We start from the raw sequence: 22,591 nt of genomic DNA on the forward strand, positions 1-22,591 counted from the left end.
TACTGGGGACAACGGTCAGGAATCGGTTCCGTCAAGCGCCAGCCTGACGAGGGCGTCGGTGTCGAGGTCGTCGAGGTCCAGGTCCTCGTCGGTGGACTCGTCACCGTCGTCGCCGTCGGTGTCGGCGAGGTTGAGCAGCAGGTCCAGCAGCCCGGCCTCACGGAGGCGGGCCAGCGGGATCGCCGCGAGCGTCTGCCGGACGGCCGCCTCCGCCGGGTCGCCGTCGTCCGCCTGCGCCGCCTCGGGCAGCAGACCGTCGAGCAGGTTCTCGGCGAGCACGGCCGGGTTCGGGTAGTCGAAGACGAGGGTCGCGGGCAGCGACAGGCCGGTGACGCCGGTGAGTCGGTTGCGCAGCTCGACCGCCGTCAGCGAGTCGAATCCGAGCTCCTTGAACGCCCGCTGCGGCTTGACCCGGTCCGTTCCCGCGTGGCCGAGCACGGCCGAGGCGTGGGTGCGGACCAGGTCGACCATGTGCCGGACCCGCTCGGGGCGGGGCAGGGTGAGCAGGTGCTCCCGCAGGGCGTCGGCGGCACCGCCGGGCTGCTGCTCCACGGCGTGGGCGTGCAGCGCCTCCCGGGCCTCGGCGATGTCGTCGAGCAGCGGCCGGGGGCGGGCCGAGGCGTACGCCGGGGCGAAGACCGCCCAGTCGACGTCCACCACGGTCAGCGCCGCCCTGGGCAGGCCGGCGGCGTACCGCATGGCGTGCACGGCGTCGGCCGGCGCCATGGCGGTCAGGCCGCGCCGGGCCAGCATCTGCTGGGCTTCGCCGGTGGCCATGCCGCCGTCGGCCCACGGTCCCCAGGCCACGGACGTCGCCGCCAGGCCCCGGCCGCGCCGCTGCTCGGCGAGCGCGTCCAGGAAGGCGTTGCCGGCGGCGTACGCGGACTGCCCGCCGCTGCCCCACACCCCGGCGATGGAGGAGAAGAGCACGAACGCGTCCAGCGGCCGGTCGCCGAGCAGGGCGTCCAGGTGCAGCGCGCCGGCCACCTTGCCGTCGAGCACGCCCGCGAACGCGGCCAGGTCGGTGTCGGCGATCAGCCCGGACTCGCCGGTGCCCGCCGCGTGCACCACGGCCGTCAGCGGCGCCGGATCCTCGTCGAGGCGGGCCAGCAGCGCCGCCACCTGGTCGCGCTCGGCGACGTCGCAGGCGACGACCGACGCCCGTACGCCCTGGGCGATCAACTCCTCGCGCAGCTCCACGGCCCCCGGGGCGTCCCCGCCGCGGCGGCTGGTCAGCACGACGTGCTCCGCCCCGTTGGCCGCCGCCCAGCGGGCCACGTGCGCGCCCAGCGCGCCCGTGCCGCCGGTGACGAGCACGGTGCCGGACGGCCGCCACCGCTGCGCCGTGTCGGGGGCGGCGGGCGCCGAGCGGACCAGGCGACGGACGAACACCCCGGAGGGGCGTACGGCAAGCTGGTCCTCGTCGCCGGCGCCGGTCACCACCCGCGCCAGCCGGTCCCAGGCCGTCGCGTCGGCCTGCTCGGGCAGATCCACCAGCCCGCCCCACAGGTGGGGGTGTTCCAGGCCCGCCACGAGCCCCAGGCCCCAGAGCCCGCTCTGGACGACAGCGTGCACGGTGTCCCCGTCGCCGGTGCTGACCGCGCCCTGCGTCAGGCACCACAGCCGGGTCGTCGCCCCGGTGTCGTGCAGCGCCTGGAGCAGCAGCAGCGTGGCGGCCGTCCCGACCGGCACGGCCGGGTGGGCGGGGTGCGGCTGGTCGCGGAGGCCGAGCAGGGAGAGCACGCCGGTGACGGGACCGTCGGCCAGCGCGTCGCCCAGCCGCCGGGCGAGGCCCGCCCGGTCGGTGCCGGCCGGGTCGACGGTGAGCCGGACCACGTCGGCGCCGACCTCGGCGAGGGCCTTGGTGACCGCCTCCGCCCGGGTGCCGTCCGCCAGGTCGTCCTGCGCCGTCACGAGCAGCCAAGCGCCGGGCCGCGCCGGGCCGGCGGTGATGTCGGCGCGCTTCCATCCGACGCGGTACGACCATGCGTCCAGGACGGCCCGCTGCGTGCGCGCCCGGTGCCAGGTCGACAGGACCGGCAGCGCCGGGGTGAGGGCGTCCAGGGCGGCGCCGTCGTCGCCGAACTGGGCGGCGAGGGCGCTCAGGTCGCCGCGTTCGACGGCCTTCCAGAAGTCGGCGTCGCCGCCGTCGGTCGCCGTCTGCCGCGGCCGGTTCGCCGGCTCGGGCCAGTACCGCTCCCGCTGGAAGGCGTACGTGGGCAGGTCCACCCGCCGCGCGCCGGTCTCGGCGAACCACTGCGCCCAGGTCACCGGCATCCCGTGCACGTGCAACTCCGCCAGGGCGTGCAGCAACGCCTGCACCTCCGGACGGTCCCGGCGCTGCACAGCCACCGCCAGCACGGCCTCGTCATCGGGCAGCAGGTCGGCGGTCATCGCGGTCAGGACGCTCTGCGGCCCGACCTCCAGGAACGTGTCCGCCCCAGCGGCGCGCAGCGCGGCGACCCCGTCAGCGAACCGCACCGCCTCGCGCACGTGCCGCACCCAATACTCCGGCGTACGGATCTCATCGCCGGCCAGGGCCCCGGTCACGTTCGACACGACCGGCAACAACGGCGCGGCGAACTCCAACCCGTCGAGAACGGCCCGGAAATCAGCGAGCATCGGCTCCATCAACGGACTGTGGAACGCGTGGCTCACCGCGAGCCGACGGGTACGCACCCCCCGATCCCGCCAAACCCGCTCCACCTCATCCAACGCGTCAACGGCACCCGACACCACCACAGCGGCAGGCCCGTTAACCGCCGCGATACCAACCCTGCCGGTCAGCCCCGCGAGAGACTCCGCCACCGCAGCCTCGTCGGCCGCCACGGCCAGCATCCCGCCACCGGTCGGCAGCGCCTGCATCAACCGGCCCCGCGCCGCCACCAACTGACACGCATCCGCCAGGGACAACACGCCCGCGACATGCGCCGCGGTCACCTCACCGATCGAATGACCAGCCACCACATCGGGAACGATCCCGAACGACTCCACCAGACGGAACAACGCCACCTCGACCGCGAACAACCCGGCCTGCGTGAACACCGTCTGATCCAGCAACTCCGCCTCGGCGGACCCCGACGACGCGAACAGCACCTCCCGCAACGGACGCGGCAACAACGGATCCAGGTGCCCACACACCTCGTCCAACGCGACGGCGAACACCGGGAACAGGGCCGACAACTCCCGACCCATCCCCGCACGCTGCGCACCCTGACCCGAGAACAACAGCGCCAACTGGCCGCGCGCGGCGGCAGAACCGGTCACGACGGCCCCCGACGGCTCGCCGGCCGCCACTGCCGCGAGACCCGCCAGCAGCTCGTCCCGGCTCGCCCCGGACACCACCGCCCGGTGCTCCAACGCCGACCGCGACGCCACCGACGACCAGGCCACATCCACGCCGCGTGGGGCCTCGTCCACGGCGAGCCACCGCGCCCACCGGCCCGCCTGGCCGGCGAGTGCCGCGGCGTCGCGGGCCGACAGCAGCACCGGCACCACCGGCACCTCGCGGACGACGACCTCCCCCTCAACCACCTCGGCGGGCGGCTGCTCGATGATCACGTGCGCATTCGTGCCGGAAATCCCGAACGACGACACCCCCGCCCGACGCGGCCGACCCACCCGCGGCCACGGCACCGCCTCGGTCGCCAGAGCGACCGCCCCGGCCGTCCAATCGACGTGCGGGGACGCCTCGTCCACATGCAGCGTCGCCGGGACGACGCCGTGCCGCATCGCCAACACCATCTTGATCACACCAGCCACACCCGCAGCCGCCTGCGCATGCCCGATGTTCGACTTCACCGACCCGAGCAGCAGCGGCCGATCCTGCGGACGCTCCTGCCCGTACGTCGCCAACAACGCCTGCGCCTCGATCGGGTCACCCAGAGTCGTACCCGTACCGTGCGCCTCCACCACGTCCACATCGGCGGTGGTGAGCCGGGCGTTCGCCAGCGCCTGCCGGATCACCCGCTGCTGCGACGGGCCGTTCGGCGCCGTCAAGCCGTTCGACGCGCCGTCCTGGTTCACGGCGCTGCCCCGTACCACCGCCAGGATCCGCCGGCCCTCCCGCTGCGCGTCGGAGAGGCGCTGCACCAGCAGCACACCCACACCCTCGGACCAGCCCGTGCCGTCGGCCGACGCCGCGAACGACCTACACCGGCCGTCGGCCGACAGACCCCGCTGCCGCGAGAACTCCACGAACGTGCCGGGCGTCGCCATCACCGTCACACCACCGGCGAGCGCCAGATCACACTCACCCGACCGCAACGCCTGCACCGCGAGGTGCAACGCCACCAGCGACGACGAGCACGCCGTGTCGACAGTGACCGCCGGGCCTTCGAGGCCGAAGGTGTACGCGACCCGGCCGGACAGCACGCTGCCCGAGTTGCCGGTGCCGATGTAGCCCTCGACCTCGGGCGTCTCCATCAGGCGCGTCGAGTAGTCGTGGTAGATGACGCCCGCGAAGACACCGGTCCGGCTGCCCCGCAGGCCGGACGGGTCCAGGCCCGCCGACTCGAACGTCTCCCAGGACGCCTCCAGCAGCAGCCGGTGCTGCGGGTCCATGGCGAGGGCCTCGCGCGGCGAGACACCGAAGAAGCCGGGGTCGAACTCCGCCGCGCCGTACAGGAAGCCGCCGTGGCGGGTGTACGAGGTGCCGGCGTGGTCGGGGTCCGGGTCGTACAGCGTCTCCAGGTCCCAGCCCCGGTCGGCCGGGAACTCCCCGATGCCCTCCCCACCGGTGCTGACCAGCTTCCACAGCTCGTCGGGAGACTCCACCCCGCCGGGGTAGCGGCAGGCCATGCCGACGATCGCGATCGCCTCGTCGGCGTCGCCGGTCGCCGCCTCGTCGGTCGTGACGGCGCCGGGCCGGGTGCCGGCGAGTTCCGCGTACACGTGGGCCGCCAGGACCTGCGGGGACGGGTGGTCGAACACCAGGGTCGAGGTGAGGCGCAGGCCGGTCGCGCCGTTCACCCGGTTGCGCAGCTCGACGGCGGTCAGCGAGTCGAAGCCCAGGTCCTTGAACGCCCGGTCGGCCGGCACCGCCTCGGCGCCGCCGTGCCCGAGGACCTGCGCGACCAGGCCCCGGATCAGCTGGTCGACCTGCGCGAGGCCGTCCTCTGCGCTGAGGCCGGTGAGGCGGTCGGCCCAGCCGCCGGGGGCGCCCTGGCCGGCGCGGCGGCGGGTCGTCACCACGTCGACCAGGTTGCGCAGCATCGGCGGTACGACCGCGCCGGCTGCTGCCGCCCGCAGCGCGGGTACGTCGATCGCGGCCGGCACCAGCGCCGCCCGCTGTGCCCCCACGGCGGCGTCGAAGAGTTCCAGGCCGGTGCGGGCGTTCATCGGTCGGAGTCCGGCGCGTGCCGTACGGGCCCGGTCGTTGCCGCCGATCGACGCGGCCATGCCGGCGGTGTCCCACATGCCCCAGGCGAGGCTGACCGCAGGCAACCCGAGCTGCCGCCGCCACACCGCCAACCCGTCGAGGAACGCGTTGCCCGCCGCGTACGCCGACTGACCCGGCGAACCCAACACACCCGCCACCGACGAGAACACCACGAACAAGTCGAGATCCAGCGACGCCGTCGCCTCGTGCAACAACCAACCCGCCGACACCTTCGGCGCCAACACCCTTGCCAGACGCTCCTCGGTGACCCGCTCGATCACCCCGTCATCCAACACACCAGCGGTGTGCACCACACCCGCCAGCCGACCCCCGGCGGAAACCTCCGCCACCAGCGCGCCGACCTGATCCCGGTCCGTCACATCACAGGCAACAATCCGCACCGACGCACCCAGCGCCGACAACCGCTCCGACAACTCACCCGCACCCGCAGCCGCCGGACCACGACGCGACACCAGCACCAGCGACCGCACACCATGCGCCGACACCAGATGCTCCGCCACCAACGCCCCGAGCGCACCCGTACCACCGGTCACCAGCACCGCACCGTCACCCACGACCGGCGTCTCCACCGACACCGGGGCGACCGCACGCACCAGACGCGGCACGAACACCGCGCCCGCACGCACCGCGACCTGACCGCCGGCCGGGTCCGCGGCGAAGCGGGCCAGGACGCCAAGCGTGCCGGGGTTGATCGCGTCGTCGACGTCGGCCAGGACGATGCGACCGGGGTGCTCGGACTGCGCGGAGCGCAGCAGGCCCCACACGGCCGCGGCGGCCAGGTCGCTCACCCGGTCCCCGTCGCGGACGGCCAGCGCGCCCCGGGTCACCACCACGAGCTTCGAGTCGGCCAGCGCGTCGACGGCCAGCCACTCCTGCACCAGGCCCAGCACGTCGGCGGTGACAGTGCGTACGGCCTCCGCCGGGTCGCCGTCGTCGGCGGGCGACGCGGCCGGCGTGAAGAGCAGCAGGCGCGGCGGGGCGATGCCGGCGTCGATGGCGGCGCGCAGCTGCCGGATCGTCTCGGCGGAGGGGCCACCGGGGACGCCCGGCAGGGCCGGCCCGCCCAGCACCGCCCAGCCCGACGCGTCGTCGACCGGGTCGGCCTCCTCGGCCTGCCAGGCCACCTCGAACAGGGAGCGCGACGCCGCGTTCGGGGCGGCCACCCCGGTCAGCTCCCGCAGGACGAGGGAGTCCACCGACACCACCGGCGCGCCCGCCTCGTCGCGGGCGGTCAGCCGCACCGCGGAGCCGTTGCGGGTCAACCGCACCCGCAGCAGCCTCGCGCCGGAGGCGTGCACCTGTACGCCCTCGAAGGCGAAGGGCACGCGCGGCCCGCCCGTCTCCTCGGCGCCGGGCAGCAGCCCGATCGGGTGCAGGGCGGCGTCCAGCAGCGCCGGGTGCACGCCGAAGCGAGCCGCCTCCGCCGCCGCGTCGTCCGGCAGGACCACCTCGGCGAAGACGTCGTCCTCGCCGGTCCACACCCGGCGCAGCCCCTGGAACGCCGGCCCGTACGACAGGCCGTGTTCGAGGAGCGCCGGGTACCAGCCGGTCAGGTCCACCTCGGTGGCGCCGGCGGGCGGCCAGGCGGTCGGCTGCGGTTCGTCGGCCGTGGCCGGTTCCAGCACGCCCTCCGCGTGCCGGGTCCAGCCCGCCTCGGGGTCGTCGTCGGGGCGGGAGTAGACGGCGACGGGGCGCTGCGGCGAATCCGACGCGGACACCCGCACCTGGATCCGTACGGCGCCGGACTCGGGGAGCACCAGCGGCACGAGCACCGTCAGGTCCCGCAGCCGCGGCAGGTCCGCCTCGTCGCCGGCGCGGACGGCAAGCTCCACGAGGGCCGTGCCCGGGACCAGCGGCACGCCGGAGACGACGTGGTCGGCCAGCCAGGGGTGGGTGGTCGGGGAGATCCGGCCGGTCAGCACGATCTCGTCGTCGCCGGCCAGGTCCACGGCCGCGCCGAGCAGACCGTGCTCGGCCACGCCGAGGCCGGCGCCGCTGACGTCGCCGGCGCGCAGCCGGCCCACGGCCGGCCAGAAGCGCTGCCGCTGGAACGGGTACGTCGGCAGGTCGACCGGGCGGGTTCCGGCCGGCAGGAGGGCGGTCCAGGTGATCGGCGTGCCGTGCGCGTACAGCTCCGCAAGCGCGTGGACCAGCGACGCCGGCTCGGGTCGGCCGGGGCGCAGGGTCGCCACGACCGCCGCCGCGTCGTCGTCCGGCAGGCAGGCGCCCACCATGCCGGCGAGCACCGCGTCGGGGCCCAGTTCGAGGAAGGTACGGACGTTGCGCTCGCGCAGGCTCGCGACCCCGTCGGCGAAGCGGACGGTCTCGCGTACGTGGCGGACCCAGTAGTCGGGGGTGCCGATCTCGTCGGGGTCGGCGACCTGCCCGGTCAGGTTCGACACGATCGGCAGGACGGGCCAGTGGAACGTCAGCCCGTCGAGCGTCTGCCGGAACTCGGCCAGCATCGGCTCCATGAGCGGGCTGTGGAACGCGTGGCTGACGGTGAGCCGGCGCGTACGCACACCCCGGTCCTTCCAGGCCCGCTCCACCTCGTCGAGGGCCTCGGCGGCGCCGGAGACCACCACGGCGGTGGGCCCGTTGACGGCGGCGACGCCGACCCGGTCGGCGAGCGGAACGATCGACTCGGCCACCGCGGCCTCGTCGGCGGCCACGGCGAGCATGCCGCCGCCCGCCGGCAGGGCCTGCATGAGCCTTCCCCGCGCGGCGACCAGCGCGCACGCGTCAGCCAGGGAGAGCACGCCCGCCACATGCGCCGCCGCGACCTCGCCGATGGAGTGCCCGGCCACCAGGTCCGGCACCACACCGAACGACTCCACCAGACGGAACAACGCCACCTCGACGGCGAACAGGCCCGCCTGGGTGAACACCGTCTGATCCAGCAACCCCGCCTCAGCGGAACCCGCCTCAGCGAACAGCACCTCCCGCAACGGACGCGGCAACAACGGATCCAGGTGACCGCACACCTCGTCCAACGCGGCGGCGAACACCGGGAACGCCCCGTACAACCCGCGACCCATACCGGCGCGCTGCGCGCCCTGGCCGGAGAAGAGGACGGCGGTGCGGCCGCTGCGGGCGATCCCCCGCACGACGGCGGCCGAGGGCTCGTCGTCGGCCAGCGCACCGAGGGCGGCGAGCAGCCCGGCGCGGTCGGCGGGCAGCAGCACGGCGCGGTGCTCGAAGGCGCTGCGGGCGGTGGCGAGGGCCCGGCCCACGTCGGCGATGGTCAGGTCCGGCTCGCCGTCGACGAGGGTCCGCAGCCGGCGCGCCTGCTCGTGCAGGGCGGCGGCGTCGCGGGCCGACAGGACGCAGGCGACGAGGTCGCCCGGGACGCCCGTGGCGGGGGCGGCCTGCGCCGGGGCGGGCTCGGGGGCCTGCTCGACGATGGTGTGCGCGTTGGTGCCGCTGATGCCGAACGACGACACCGCCGCGCGGCGGGGCCGGTCGACGGCGGGCCACGGCCGGGCCTCGGTGAGCAGCGCGACCGACCCGGCCGTCCAGTCGATGTGCGGGGACGGCTTCTCGGCGTGCAGGGTCGGCGGCAGCACGCCGTGCCGCATCGCCAGCACCATCTTGATCACACCGGCGACGCCGGCCGCCGCCTGGGCGTGGCCGATGTTCGACTTGACCGACCCCAGCCACAGCGGACGGTCCTGCGGTCGGCCCTGCCCGTACGTGGCCAGCAGCGCCTGCGCCTCGATCGGGTCGCCGAGGGCGGTGCCGGTGCCGTGCGCCTCGACGGCGTCCACATCGGTGGTGGCGAGCCGGGCGTTGGCGAGCGCCTGCCGGATCACCCGCTGCTGTGCGGGGCCGTTCGGCGCGGTCAGACCGCTGCTGGCGCCGTCCTGGTTGACGGCGCTGCCCCGGACGACGGCGAGCACGCGATGACCGTTGCGCTGCGCGTCGGAGAGGCGCTCCAGCAGGAGCATGCCGACGCCCTCGGCGAAACCGGTGCCGTCGGCGCCGGCGCCGAACGCCTTGCACCGCCCGTCGGGCGACAGGCCGCGCTGCCGGGAGAACTCGGTGAGCATGCCGGGGGTGGACATGACGCTCACCCCGCCGGCGAGGGCGAGGCGGCACTCGTCCTGCCGCAGCGCCTGGGTGGCCAGGTGCAGCGCCACCAGCGACGACGAGCAGGCGGTGTCGACGGTGACGGCAGGGCCCTCCAGGCCGAACAGGTACGAGATGCGGCCGGAGGCGACGCTGCCGGCGCTGCCGTTGCCGACGTGGCCGTCCAGTTCGTCGGTGCCGCCGGCGGCCTGGGAGGCGTAGTCGTGGTAGATCAGGCCGACGTAGACGCCGGTGCTGCTGCCCCGCGCCGAGTGGGGGTCGATCCCGGCCCGCTCGAAGGCCTCCCAGGAGGTCTCCAGCAGCAGCCGCTGCTGTGGGTCCATCGCCAGGGCCTCGCGGGGCGAGATCCCGAAGAAGGCGGCGTCGAACTGGGCGGCGTCGTGGAGGAAGCCACCCTGCCGTGGTACGGCGTCCGGGTCCTCGCCGCCGGCGCGCAGGTCGTCGAGGTTCCAGCCCCGGTCGGTGGGGAAGGGCGAGATGACGTCGGCGCCGGCGGTGACCACGTCCCAGAGCTGCTCGGGGGTCTGCACGTCGCCGGGGAACCGGCAGGCCATGCCGATGATGGCGATCGGTTCGTCGAGGGCGGCGGCGGTGCCGACCGCGGCGGGCCGGTCCACGACTGCCGCGCCGCCGAGCTCCCGGTCCAGGAACTCGGCGAGCACCACCGGGCTCGGGTAGTCGAACGCCACGGTGGCGGGCAGCCGCAGGCCGGTGGCGGCGGAGAGCCGGTTGCGCAGCTCCACCGAGGTGAGCGAGTCGAAGCCCAGCTCCTTGAAGGCGCGCTGGGCGTCGACGGTCTCCGCCGAGCGGTGCCCGAGCACTGCCGCCACGCCGGCGGCCACCAGGTTGAGCAGGTGGGAGCGCCGCTCCGCCGGGCCGAGCGTCGCCAGCCGGTCGCGGACGGAGGCGGTGTCCGCGAGGCCGCGACCCACCGCGCGCCGGGCCGGGCCTCCCGCACGGACCACGTCCCGCAGCAGGCTGGGCACGTTCTGGCCGGTCGCCCGCGACGCCGGCGGCAGGTTCATGAGGACGAGGTGCGCCGCGCCGCGTTGTCGCGCCAGCTCGTACAGCGCCACGCCCTGCCGGTCGGTCAACGGGGCGCTGGTGGCGCGGATCGCCTTGCGGTGCTGGTTGCCGCCCAGGTGGGCGGTCATGGCGCTGCTGGTCGCCCACAGCCCCCAGGCGAGGCTGGTGGCGGGCAGCCCCTGCTCACGCCGGTGCCGGGCGAGGGCGTCGAGGAACGCGTTCGCCGCCGCGTAGTTGCCCTGCCCCGGCGAACCGAGAGTGGCCGCAACCGACGAGAACAGCACGAACGCCGACAGGTCCAGGTGCGCGGTCGCCTCGTGCAACGCCCACCCGGCGTCCACCTTCGGCGCCAGCACCGCACGCAGGGCGGACTCGTCCAGCGAACCGATGGTCGCGTCGGCGATCACCCCGGCGGTGTGCACCACGGCGGTCAGCGGGTGCGCCGGGTCCACCAGTTCCAGCAGCCGGGTCACCTGCGCGGGGTCGGTCACGTCGGCGGTGCCGGCGGTGACCCGGGCGCCCGCGCGGGTCAGCTCGTCGACCAGCTCCCGGTAGTGCTCGGGGCCACGGCGGGAGGCCAGCAGCAGGTGCCGGGCCTGGCCGGTGGCGACGAGGTGCCGGGCGAACACGCCGGCGAGGGCGCCGCCGGCGCCGGTGACGAGCACGGTGCCGTCCGGGTCGGCGGGGGCGGGCACCCGCAGGACGACCTTGCCGATGTGCCGGGCCTGGCTGATGTGGCGCAGCGCCTGCCGGGCCTGGCGCACGTCCCACGCCCGTAGCGGCAGCGGGCGCAGCGCGCCGCGAGCGAACAGGTCGAGCAGCTCGGTGAGCATCTCCCCGATGCGCCGGTGCCCGGCCTCGTTGAGGTCGAACGCGCGGTAGGTGACGCCCGGGTGGTCGGCGGCGACGGTTTCGGCGTCGCGTACGTCGGCCTTGCCCATCTCCACGAACCGGCCACCGCGCGGCAGCAGCCGCAGCGACGCGTCCACGAACTCACCGGCGAGGGCGTCGAGCACCACGTCGACGCCGGCACCGCCGGTGGCCGCGCCGAAGGTCTGCTCGAACTCGGTGGTCCGCGACGACGCGATCCGCTCCTCGGCCACCCCGAGTTCCCGCAGCACGCCCCACTTGCCGGGGCTGGCGGTGGCGTGGACCGTCGCGCCCCAGTGCCGGGCGAGCTGGATGGCGGCCATGCCGACGCCACCGGCGCCGTTGTGGATCAGCACCGACTCGCCGGACCGCAGCCCGGCGAGGTCCCGCAGCGCGTAGTACGCGGTCAGGAACACCACCGGCACGGAGGCGGCCTGCGCGAATGACCAGCCGGCGGGGATCTTCGCCACGAGGTCGCGGGTGGCGATCACCTCGGGGGCGAAGGCCGGCTCGAACATGCCGAGCACGCGGTCGCCGGGGGCCAGGTCGGTCACGCCGGGGCCGACCTCGACCACGACGCCCGCGCCCTCGCTGCCCATCACGGCCGCCGGATCCGGGTACATGCCCAGGCCGATCAGCACGTCGCGGAAGTTCACGCCGGCCGCGCGCACCGCGATGCGCACCTGGCCCGTGTCCAGGGCGGCGGTGGCGGCGGGCACCATGCCGACGCCGTCGAGGGTGCCGGGGCTGACCGCCCCGACCCGCCACAGTCCGTCCGGCGGGACGAGTTCGTCGGCGGCCTGGCCGGCGGGCCGGCCCAGGCGGGGCGTGCGCACCTCGTTGCCGCGTACGGCCACCTGGCCGCCGGTCGGCGAGGGGTTCTCGGCGACGGCGGCGAGCACGGCGAGGGTGGCCGGGGTGAGGTCCCCGTCGACGTCGGCGAGGACGATCCGCCCCGGGTGCTCGGACTGCGCCGAGCGCAGCAGACCCCAGACCGCAGCGCCGGGCAGGTCCCGCACCGCGTCCGCCGGGGTGGCGGCCACCGCCGCGCGGGTCAGCACGACGAGCGTGGTGTCGGCCAGCGCCTCACTGTCCAGCCAGGAGTGCAGCACGGCCAGGACGCGGGCGGTGGCCGTACGGACTTCGTCGGGCAGGTCGCCGTCCGGGGTGCCGGCGGGCACGGGGACCACGAGCGCGCGGGGCGCCTCGACCGTACCGGCCGAGACCGCCGCGGTCAGCTCGCCGACGGTCGGGAACACCGGCGTGACGAGGTCCGCCGGGGCGGGTCCGTCGCCGAGCAGCACCCAGCCGGAGACGTCCCGCGCCGGGGTGACCGTCTCGGCCTGCCACGTCACCTCGAACATCGACCGCTCCGCGGCCTCCGCACCGGTGGCGTCGGTCATCTCCCGCAGGGCGAGCGACTCGACCGACACCACGGGCACGCCGGACTCGTCCCCGGCCACCAGCCGCACGCGCGAGCCCGCACGGGTCAGCCGCACCCGCAGCGTCCGGGCGCCGGAGGCGTGCACCTGCACGCCCTCGAACGCGAACGGCACGCGCGGTCCGCCGGAGCGCTCGGCCAGCAGCAGCCCGACGGGGTGCAGGGCGGCGTCCAGCAGCGCCGGGTGCACGGCGAAGCCGCCGGCGTCGCCGGCCGCCTCGTCCGGCAGGGTCACCTCGGCGTACGCCTCGTCGCCGGCGGTCCACAGCCGCCGCAGGCCCCGGAACGCCGGTCCGTAGGCCAGGCCGCGCTCCGCGAGCGCCGGGTACCAGCCGGCGAGGTCCACCTCGGTGCCTCCGGCCGGCGGCCAGGAGCCCAGCGCCGGCTCGTCGGTGGCCTGCTCCAGCAGACCGTCGGCGTGCCGTGTCCAGGGGTCCTCGGGGTCGCCGTCGGGCTGCGAGTGCACCGCCACGCTCCGGGTTCCGGAGCCGTCGGCGGCGCCGACGCGCACCTGCACGCGGATCGCGCCCGGGTTCGGCAGCACCAGCGGCGCGGCGACGGTCAGTTCCCGCACCCGGGAGGCGCCGACCTCGTCGCCGGCGCGCACCGCGAGCTCGACGAGGGCCGTGCCCGGCAGCACCACGGCGCCGCCGACCACGTGGTCGGCGAGCCACGGGTGCGTGGACGCCGACAGCCGGCCGGTCAGCACGACCTCGTCGTCGCCGGCGAGGCGCACCGCCGCGCCGAGCAGCCCGTGCCCGGCCGCGCCCAGCCCCGCGCCCGACACGTCGCCGGTGGCGGAGCGGTCGAGCACCGGCCAGAACCGGTCCCGCTGGAAGGCGTACGTGGGCAGGTCGACAGGGGTGGCGCCGGAGCCGGCGAAGACGCGCGACCAGTCGACGGGCACGCCGGCGACGTGCAGCTCGCCGAGGTTGGCCAGTAGCTGACGCGGCCCGTGCCCGTCGCGGCGCAGCGAGCCCACCACCACGCCGCCGTCGGCCTTCCGGTCGAGCGCGTCCTGCACGGCGATCTTGAGTACGGGGTGCGGGCTGACCTCGACGAACGTCCGGAAGCCCCGCTCGATCAGCTGGTCCACGACCGGCGCGAGCCGGACCGGCTCCCGCAGGTTGCGGTACCAGTAGTCGGCGTCGAGCCCGGCGGTGTCGATCGGCTCGCCGGTGACTGTGGAGTGGAAGGGCACGGTGCTGGAGCGGGGGTCCACGGTGCCGAACCGGGCGATCACCTCGTCGCGGATCGGGTCGACGTGGCCGCTGTGCGCCGCGAAGTCGACGGCGATCTGCCGGGCGCGGACGTCGCGCTCGGCACAGTGCGCGAGCAGTTCGGCGACCGACGCCGAGTCGCCGGCGACCACTGTCACGGCGGCGCCGTTGAGGGCGGCGACGGAGAGGCTGCCCCGCCACGGCGCGATGAGCCGCTCGGTGTCGGCGGCCGGGAGCGGCACGGAGACCATGCCGCCGCGACCCGCGATCGACAGCAGGCCGTGGCTGCGCGCCACGACGAGCCGCGCGGCTTCGGCGAGGGTCAACGCGCCGGCGACGCAGGCCGCGGCGAGTTCCCCCTGCGAATGCCCGATGACGGCGGCCGGTTCGACGCCGCACGCGCGCCAGAGATGCGCGAGGGACACCATGACGGAGAAGAGCGCGGGCTGGACCACGTCCACCCGGTCCAGGGGCGGCGCGCCGGGCGCCTGCCGCAGCACGTCCCCCAGGTTCCAGTCGACCAGCCGGGACAGCTCCTCGGCGCACTCGTCCATCCGCTGCCGGAAGACCGGCGAGGTCTCCATCAGGTCCAGCGCCATCGAAGTCCACTGGGAGCCCTGGCCGGGGAAGACGAAGACGACCTTCGACGCGGCGTCCGCGCCCGCCGGGGAGGTGTCGCCGTCGGCGAGGGCGGCCAGCCGGGCGAGCGCGTCGTCCCGGCCGGTGGCCACGACGACCGCGCGGTACGGGTGGTGCGCCCGCTGGGTGGCCAGGGAGAAGCCGAGGTCCCGCGGGTCGAGGTCGGCGTCGCCGGCGAGCCGTTCGCCGAGGCGGGCAGCCTGTGCCCGGAGCGCGCGGGGGCTTCTGCCGGAGACCGGCAGGGGTACGGCGGCGGGCCCGACCAGGCCGGGAACGTGCCCAGTCGGCGCGGGCGTCGGGGCCGGCTCGCCGGGTGCCTGCTCGATGACGGTGTGCGCGTTGGTGCCGCTGATGCCGAACGACGACACGGCGGCCCGGCGGGGCCGGTCGACGGCGGGCCACGGCCGGGCCTCGGTGAGCAGGGCGACGGCTCCGGCACTCCAGTCGACGTGGGGCGAGGGCTCGTCCACGTGCAGGGTCGGCGGCAGCACGCCGTGCCGCATCGCCAGCACCATCTTGATCACGCCGGCCACCCCGGCCGCTGCCTGGGAGTGGCCGATGTTCGACTTGATCGAGCCGAGCCAGAGCGGCTCGCCGGCGGCACGGTCCTGGCCGTAGGTGGCCAGGACCGCCTGCGCCTCGATCGGGTCGCCGAGGATGGTGCCGGTGCCGTGCGCCTCGACCGCGTCCACGTCGGCCGGGGCGAGCCGCGCGTTCTCCAGGGCCTGGCGGATGACCCGCTGCTGCGACGGGCCGTTCGGCGCGGTCAGCCCGTTGGACGCGCCGTCCTGGTTCACGGCGGAGCCGCGCAGCACGGCGAGCACCCGGTGCCCGTTGCGCCGGGCGTCGGAGAGGCGCTCCACGAGCAGCATGCCGACGCCCTCGGACCAGCCGGTGCCGTCCGCGCCGGCGGCGAACGCCTTGCACCGCCCGTCCGGGGCGAGGCCGCCCTGCCGGGAGAACTCGGAGAACATGCCGGGCTGCGCCATCAGCGCCACCCCGCCGGCCAGGGCCATGTCGCACTCGCCGCCGCGCAGCGCCTGGGCGGCGAGGTGCAGCGCCACCAGCGACGAGGAGCAGGCGGTGTCGACGGTGACCGCCGGGCCTTCGAGGCCGAACATGTAGGCGACCCGCCCGGAGGCGACGCTGCCCGCCGTGCCGGTCAGCAGGTGCCCCTCGAGGCCGTCCAGGTCGTCGCGTCCGCTGGTGGCGTAGCCGGATGAGGCGGCGCCGACGAAGACGCCGGTGGCGGTGCCGCTGAGGGTGGCGGGGTCGATGCGGGCGTACTCGAAGCTCTCCCAGGCGGTCTCCAGCAGCAGCCGCTGCTGCGGGTCCATGGCGAGGGCCTCACGGGGGCTGATGTTGAAGAAGCCGGCGTCGAAGTCGGCCGCGTCGTAGAGGAAGCCGCCCTGGTGGGTGACGGTGCCGCCGGCCTGGTCGCCGTCCGTGCCGTACAGCCGGTCGAGGTCCCAGCCGCGGTCCGCCGGGAACTCGCCGATGGCGTCGGCCCCGGAGGTGACGAGCTGCCACAGCTGCTCGGGGGTGGCGACGCCGCCGGGGTAGCGGCAGGCCATGCCGATGATGGCGATCGGCTCGTCGGCGTCGGCGGTGACGACCGTACGGACGGTGGCGCCGGCTCCCGTGGCCGGGCCGAGCTGCGCGAACAGGTGCTCGGCCAGCCGGGCCGGGGTGGGATGGTCGAAGGCCAGCGTGGCGGTCAGCCGCAGCCCGGTGGCCGCACCGAGGCGGTTGCGTAGTTCCACCGAGGTCAGCGAGTCGAAGCCCAGGTCCTTGAAGGCGCGGGCGGCGGGGACCGCCTGCGCCGAGGCGTGCCCCAGCACCGTGGCGGCCTGGCCGCAGACCAGGTCGACGAGCGCCTGCCGGGCGTCCGCCTCGGACAGGCCGTCGAGCCGCTCCCGCCACGACGCCCCGGCACTCGGCCGATCGGTGGCGGTGCGGCGCCGGCCGCCGCCGCGCAGCAGGTGCCGCATCAGCGGCGGTACGCCGCTCGCCTCGCCGGTGACGTGGAGGCGGGCCGCGACGAGCACCGGCCGGGCCGCCGGCAGGGCGGCGTCGAAGAGTTCGACGCCCTCGGCCGGGGAGAGCCGGCTCATCCCGACGCGCCGCAGCCGCTGCTGGTCGTCGCCGTCGAGGTGGGCGGTCATCGTGCTGTCGGTGGCCCACATGCCCCAGGCGAGGCTGGTGGCGGGCAGCCCCTGCTGCCGGCGGTGCTGCGCGAGGGCGTCGAGGAACGCGTTCGCGGCCGCGTAGTTGCCCTGCCCCGGCGAACCGAGGGTGGCCGCCACCGACGAGAACAGCACGAACGCCGACAGGTCCAGGTGCCGCGTGGCCTCGTGCAACGCCCACCCGGCGTCCACCTTCGGCGCCAGCACCGTACGCAGGGCGGACTCGTCCAGCGAACCGATGGTCGCGTCGGCGATCACCCCGGCGGTGTGCACCACCGCGGTCAGCGGGTACGCCGGGTCGATCCCGGCGACCAGCTCGGTGACCTGCGCGGGGTCGCTGACGTCGACGGCCGCGGCGGTGACGTCGGCGCCCGCGTCGGTCAGTTCCCGGACCAGGGTGGCGTACGCGTCGTCCCGGCCCGGTGCGCGGCGGGAGGCCAGCAGCAGGCGGCGGGCCTGGCCGGTGGCGACGAGGTGCCGCGCGAGCACGCCGGCCAGGGTTCCGGCCGCGCCGGTGAGCAGCACGGTGCCGTCGGGGTCGGCGGGCGCGGGGATGCGCAGCACCACCTTGCCGACGTGGCGGGCCTGGCTGACGTGCCGCAGCGCCTGCCGGGCCTGACGCACGTCCCACACCCGTACGGGCAGCGGACGCAGCGCGCCCCGCGCGAAGAGGTCGAGGATCTCGGTGAGCATCTCGCCGATGCGGGTGCTGCCCGCCTCGTTCAGGTCGAACGCGCGGTACGCCACGCCCGGGTGGTCGGCGGCGACCGCCTCCGGGTCGCGTACGTCGGCCTTGCCCATCTCCACGAACCGGCCACCGCGCGGCAGCAGCCGCAGCGACGCGTCCACGAACTCACCGGCGAGGGCGTCGAGCACCACGTCGACGCCGGCACCGCCGGTGGCCGCGCCGAAGGTCTGCTCGAACTCGGTGGTCCGCGACGACGCGATCCGCTCCCCGGCCACCCCCAGGCCCCGCAGCACACCCCACTTGCCGGGGCTCGCCGTCGCGTGGACGGTGGCGCCGAGGTGGTGGGCGAGCTGGATGGCGGCCATCCCGACGCCACCGGCGCCGTTGTGGATCAGCACCGACTCGCCGGACCGCAGCCCGGCGAGGTCCCGCAGGGCGTAGTACGCCGTCAGGAAGACCAGGGGGACGGACGCCGCCTGGGTGAAGGACCAGCCGGCGGGCATCTTGGCGATGCGCCGGCGATGGGCGACGGCCTGCGGGCTGAACCCGAGTTCGAACATGCCCATCACCCGGTCGCCGGGCACCAGGTCGGTCACGCCGGGGCCGACCTCGACCACGACGCCCGCGCCCTCGCTGCCCATCACGGCCGCCGGATCCGGGTACATGCCCAACCCGATCAGCACGTCGCGGAAGTTCACGCCGGCCGCGCGCACCGCGATGCGCACCTGGTCCTCGCCCAGCTCCGCGGGCGTGGCCGGCACCGGCGCGATCCCGTCCAGGGTGCCGCCGGTGACGGGGGCGAGGTGCCACGGGCCGGGCGGCGGGGTCAGTTCGTCGCCCACCGGCCGCGCCAGCCTCGGCACGAGGGTGCGCTCGCCGCGCACCGCGAGCTGGCCGCCGGAGACCGACGGGTCGACGGCGGCCCCGGCCAGCACGGCGAGGGTCGCGGGGGTCAGTTCGCCCTCGACGTCGGCGAGGACGATCCGCCCCGGGTGCTCCGACTGCGCCGAGCGCAGCAGGCCCCAGACGGCGGCGGCGGCGAGGTCGGTGACCTGGTCGTCGTCCCCGCTGGCCACCGCGCCCCGGGTCACCACCACGAGCTTCGTGTCGGCCAGCGGCTCGGCGGCGAGCCAGGACCGCAGCACGTCCAGCACACCGCTGGTGGCCGCCCGCACGGCCTCCGGCACGGGGACGCCGGGATCGCCGGCGGGCACCGTCAGCAGCACCTGCCGGGCCGTGGCCCCGTCCGCCGCCAGGGTCGCCACGTCCGCGAAGACCGGCACCTCCGGCAGCGCGTCCGGTGCCGGCCGGCCCAGCACCGCCCACCCCGGAAGGTCGTCGACGCTCTCGATCTGCTCGGCCTGCCAGGTCACCTCGTACAGCGACCGGGCGGCACCGCCCCGGGTCGCCGTCGCGGTCATCTCCCGCAGCACCAGCGAGTCCACCGAGACCACCGGCGCGCCCGAGCCGTCGCAGGCGACCAGCCGCACCCCGGAGCCGTCCCGGGTCAGCCGCACCCGCAGCGTCCGGGCGCCCGAGGCGTGCACCTGCACGCCCTCGAACGCGAACGGCACGCGCGGCCCCTCGGCCTCGAGCAGCAGCGCCACCGGGTGCAGCGCGGCGTCCAGCAGCGCCGGGTGCACCCCGAACGCGCCCGCCTCGCCGGCCGCCCCGTCCGGCAGCGTCACCTCGGCGTACGCCCCACCGTCGGCGGTCCAGGCCCGCCGTACGCCCTGGAAAACCGGCCCGTACGACAGGCCGTGCTCGGCCAGCGCCGGATACCAGCCGGTCAGGTCCACCTCGGTCGCGCCCGCCGGCGGCCACTCGCCGAGCCCCGGCTCGTCGGCCGACACCGGTTCGAGCAGGCCGTCGGCATGCCGCACCCAGTCGGTGTCGTCGTCCTCCTCGGGCTGGGAGTACACGGACACCGTCCGGACGGCGGCGTCGTCGGCAGCGCCGACGCGCACCTGCACGCGTACCGCCCCGGAGTCGGGCAGCACCAGCGGCGCCGCCACGGTCAGCTCCCGTACCCGCGACGCGCCCACCTCGTCGCCGGCGCGGACCGCCAGCTCCACCAGGGCGGTGCCCGGCACCACCACGTTGCCGCCGACCACGTGGTCGGCCAGCCACGGGTGCGTCGACGTCGACAGCCGGCCGGTCAGCACCACCTCGTCGTCGCCGGCGAGCCGCACCGCCGCGCCGAGCAGCGGGTGCCCCGCGACGCCGAGGCCGGCGCCCGACACGTCGCCGACCCGCCACGGCAGCACCTCGGGCCAGAACCGCTCCCGCTGGAAGGCGTACGTGGGCAGGTCGACCCGGGCGGCGCCGGTGTCGGCGAACCACTCCCGCCAGGACACCGGCAACCCGTGCACGTGCAGCTCGGCGAGGGCGTGCAGCAGCGCCTGCGCCTCGGGCCGGTCCCGGCGCTGGGCTGCGACGGCGAGCACGTCGTCGTCGGGCAGCACGTCGGTCGTCATCGCGGTCAGTACGCTCTGCGGGCCGACCTCCAGGAAGGTGTCGACCCCGGCGTCGCGCAGCGCGGCGAGCCCGTCGGCGTAGCGGACCGCCTCGCGGACGTGCCGTACCCAGTAGTCGGCGGTGCGGATCTCGTCGGCGTCGGCGAGCGCACCGGTCAGGTTCGACACGATCGGCAGCGTGGGGGCGGCGAGGTCCAGCCGCTCGACGATGCCGCGGAAGCGCTCCAGCACCGGCTCCATCAGCGGGCTGTGGAACGCGTGACTGACGGCCAGCCGGCGGGTGCGCACACCCCGGTCGCGCCAGACGCGCTCCACCTCGTCGAGGGCGTCGACGGCGCCGGAGACCACGACGGAGGTCGGGCCGTTGACGGCCGCGACGCCGACCCGGTCGGTCAGCCCGGCGATCGACTCCGTCACGGCCGCCTCGTCGGCGGCCACGGCGAGCATGCCGCCGCCGTCGGGCAGCGACTGCATGAGCCGGCCCCGCGCCGCCACCAGCAGGCAGGCGTCCTGGAGGGACAGCACCCCGGCCACGTGCGCGGCGGCGATCTCACCGATCGAGTGCCCGCCCACGAAGTCCGGCACCACGCCGAACGACTCCACGAGGCGGAACAGCGCCACCTCGACGGCGAAGAGCCCGGCCTGGGTGAACGCGGTCTGGTCCAGCAGCTCCGCCTCGGCGGAGCCCTCCGGCGCGAACAGCACCTCCTTGAGCGGGCGCGGCAGCACCCGGTCGAGATGCCCGCACGCCTCGTCGAGGGCGGCGGCGAAGACGGGGAACTCGGCGTACAGCTCGCGGCCCATGCCGGCGCGCTGCGCGCCCTGGCCGGAGAAGAGCACCGCCAGCGGACCGCGGTCCCCGGCCTGGCCCGTGACCACGGTGCCCGACGGCGCGCCCGCCGCCAGGGACTCCAGGCCCGTCAGCAGGCCCCCACGGTCCCCGGCGAGCACCACCGCACGCCGGTCGAGCGTCGAGCGGGACACCACCGACGACCAGGCCACATCGAGCGGGCGCGGCTCCTCGTCGTCGCTGAGCCAACGGGCCAGCCGGTCCGCCTGCGCGGCGAGCGCGGCCGGCTGCGCGGCGGAGAGCAGCATGGGCACGACGGCGGGACGGCGGGACGGGGTGGCGTGGTCGCCGGCCGGGTCGGGGGCCGGCGCCTGCTCCAGGATCAGGTGGGCGTTCGTGCCGCTCATGCCGAAGGACGACACGCCAGCCCTGCGGACGTGCTCGCCGCCGGCCCACGGGCGCGCCTCGTCGAGCAGGGCCACGGCGCCGGTCGACCAGTCGACGTGCGGTGAGGGCCGGTCCACGTGCAGGGTGGGCGGCAGCACGCCGTGCCGCATCGCCATCACCATCTTGATGACGCCGCCGGCGCCGGCCGCGGCCTGCGGGTGGCCGATGTTCGACTTCAGCGAGCCCAGCCACAGCGGGCGGTCGGCGGGGCGGCCCTGCCCGTACGTGGCCAGCAGCGCCTGCGCCTCGATCGGGTCGCCGAGCCGGGTGCCCGTGCCGTGCGCCTCGACGGCGTCCACGTCGGACGGACTGAGCCGGGCGTTCTCCAGCGCCTGCCGGATCACCCGCTGCTGCGCGGGGCCGTTGGGGGCGGTCAGCCCACTGCTCGCGCCGTCCTGGTTGACGGCGCTGCCCCGGATCACCGCCAGGACGGGGTGCCCGTTGCGCCGGGCGTCGGAGAGCTTCTCGACGAGCAACATGGCGACGCCCTCGGACCAGCCGGTCCCGTCGGCGTCGGCGGAGAACGCCTTGCACCGCCCGTCGGAGGCGAGCCCCCGCTGGCGGGAGAACTCGACGAAGGCGCCCGGCGTGGCCAGCACGGTGACGCCGCCGGCCACGGCGAGGGAGCACTCACCGTCGCGCAGGGCCTGACCGGCGAGGTGCAGGGCGACCAGCGACGAGGAGCAGGCGGTGTCGATGGTGACGGCCGGCCCCTCCAGCCCGAAGGAGTACGCCAGCCGGCCGGACATGACGCTCGCGGCGGTGCCGGTGAGGACGTAGCCCTCCGTGCCCTCGGGCAGTTGCCGCAGCACGGACGTGTAGTCCTGCCCCGCGGTGCCGACGAACACCCCGGTACGGCTGCCCCGCACCGACGCGGCGTCGATGCCGGCCCGCTCGAAGACCTCCCAGGTCACCTCGAGCAGGAGGCGCTGCTGCGGGTCCATGGCCAGCGCCTCGCGCGGCGAGATCCCGAACAGGGTCGGGTCGAACAGACCCGCGTCGCGCAGGAAGCCACCCCGGTTGCTGTACGTGGTGCCGGGGTGGTCGGGGTCGGGGTCGTAGAGCCGGTCGAGGTCCCAGCCCCGGTCGTCGGGGAACGCGCCGGTGGCGTCCACCCCGCCGGCGACGACGTCCCAGAGGTCTTCAGGTGAGGCGACGCCACCGGGGAAACGGCAGGCCATGCCGACGATCGCGATCGGCTCGGCGTCCTCGTCCTCCAGCTCGGTCAGGCGCCGACGCGCCAGGCGGAGCTCGGAGGTCACCCACTTCAGGTGTTCGAGGAGCTTGTCTTCGTCCGCCATGACCCACCCGCCCAGA

Annotated in this window: 1 protein-coding gene; it reads right to left on the bottom strand. The window is 75.8% G+C overall.

Translation table 11 applies throughout. The features are described 5' to 3' along the window. Nucleotides 1-15 precede the first annotated feature (15 nt). A complete protein-coding gene (locus PVK74_RS10350; protein WP_274478944.1) occupies nt 16-22,575 on the bottom strand; it encodes a type I polyketide synthase in 22,560 nt (7,519 codons plus the stop codon). Nucleotides 22,576-22,591: the final 16 nt, after the last annotated feature.

The sequence above is a fragment of the Micromonospora chalcea genome (genome assembly GCF_028768405.1).
GTDB lineage: Bacteria > Actinomycetota > Actinomycetes > Mycobacteriales > Micromonosporaceae > Micromonospora > Micromonospora chalcea.

Coding starts and splice junctions, on each gene's coding strand:
- PVK74_RS10350 (WP_274478944.1), bottom strand. CDS start 22,575: ATGGCGGACGAAGACAAGCTCCTCGAACACCTGAAGTGGGTGACCTCC.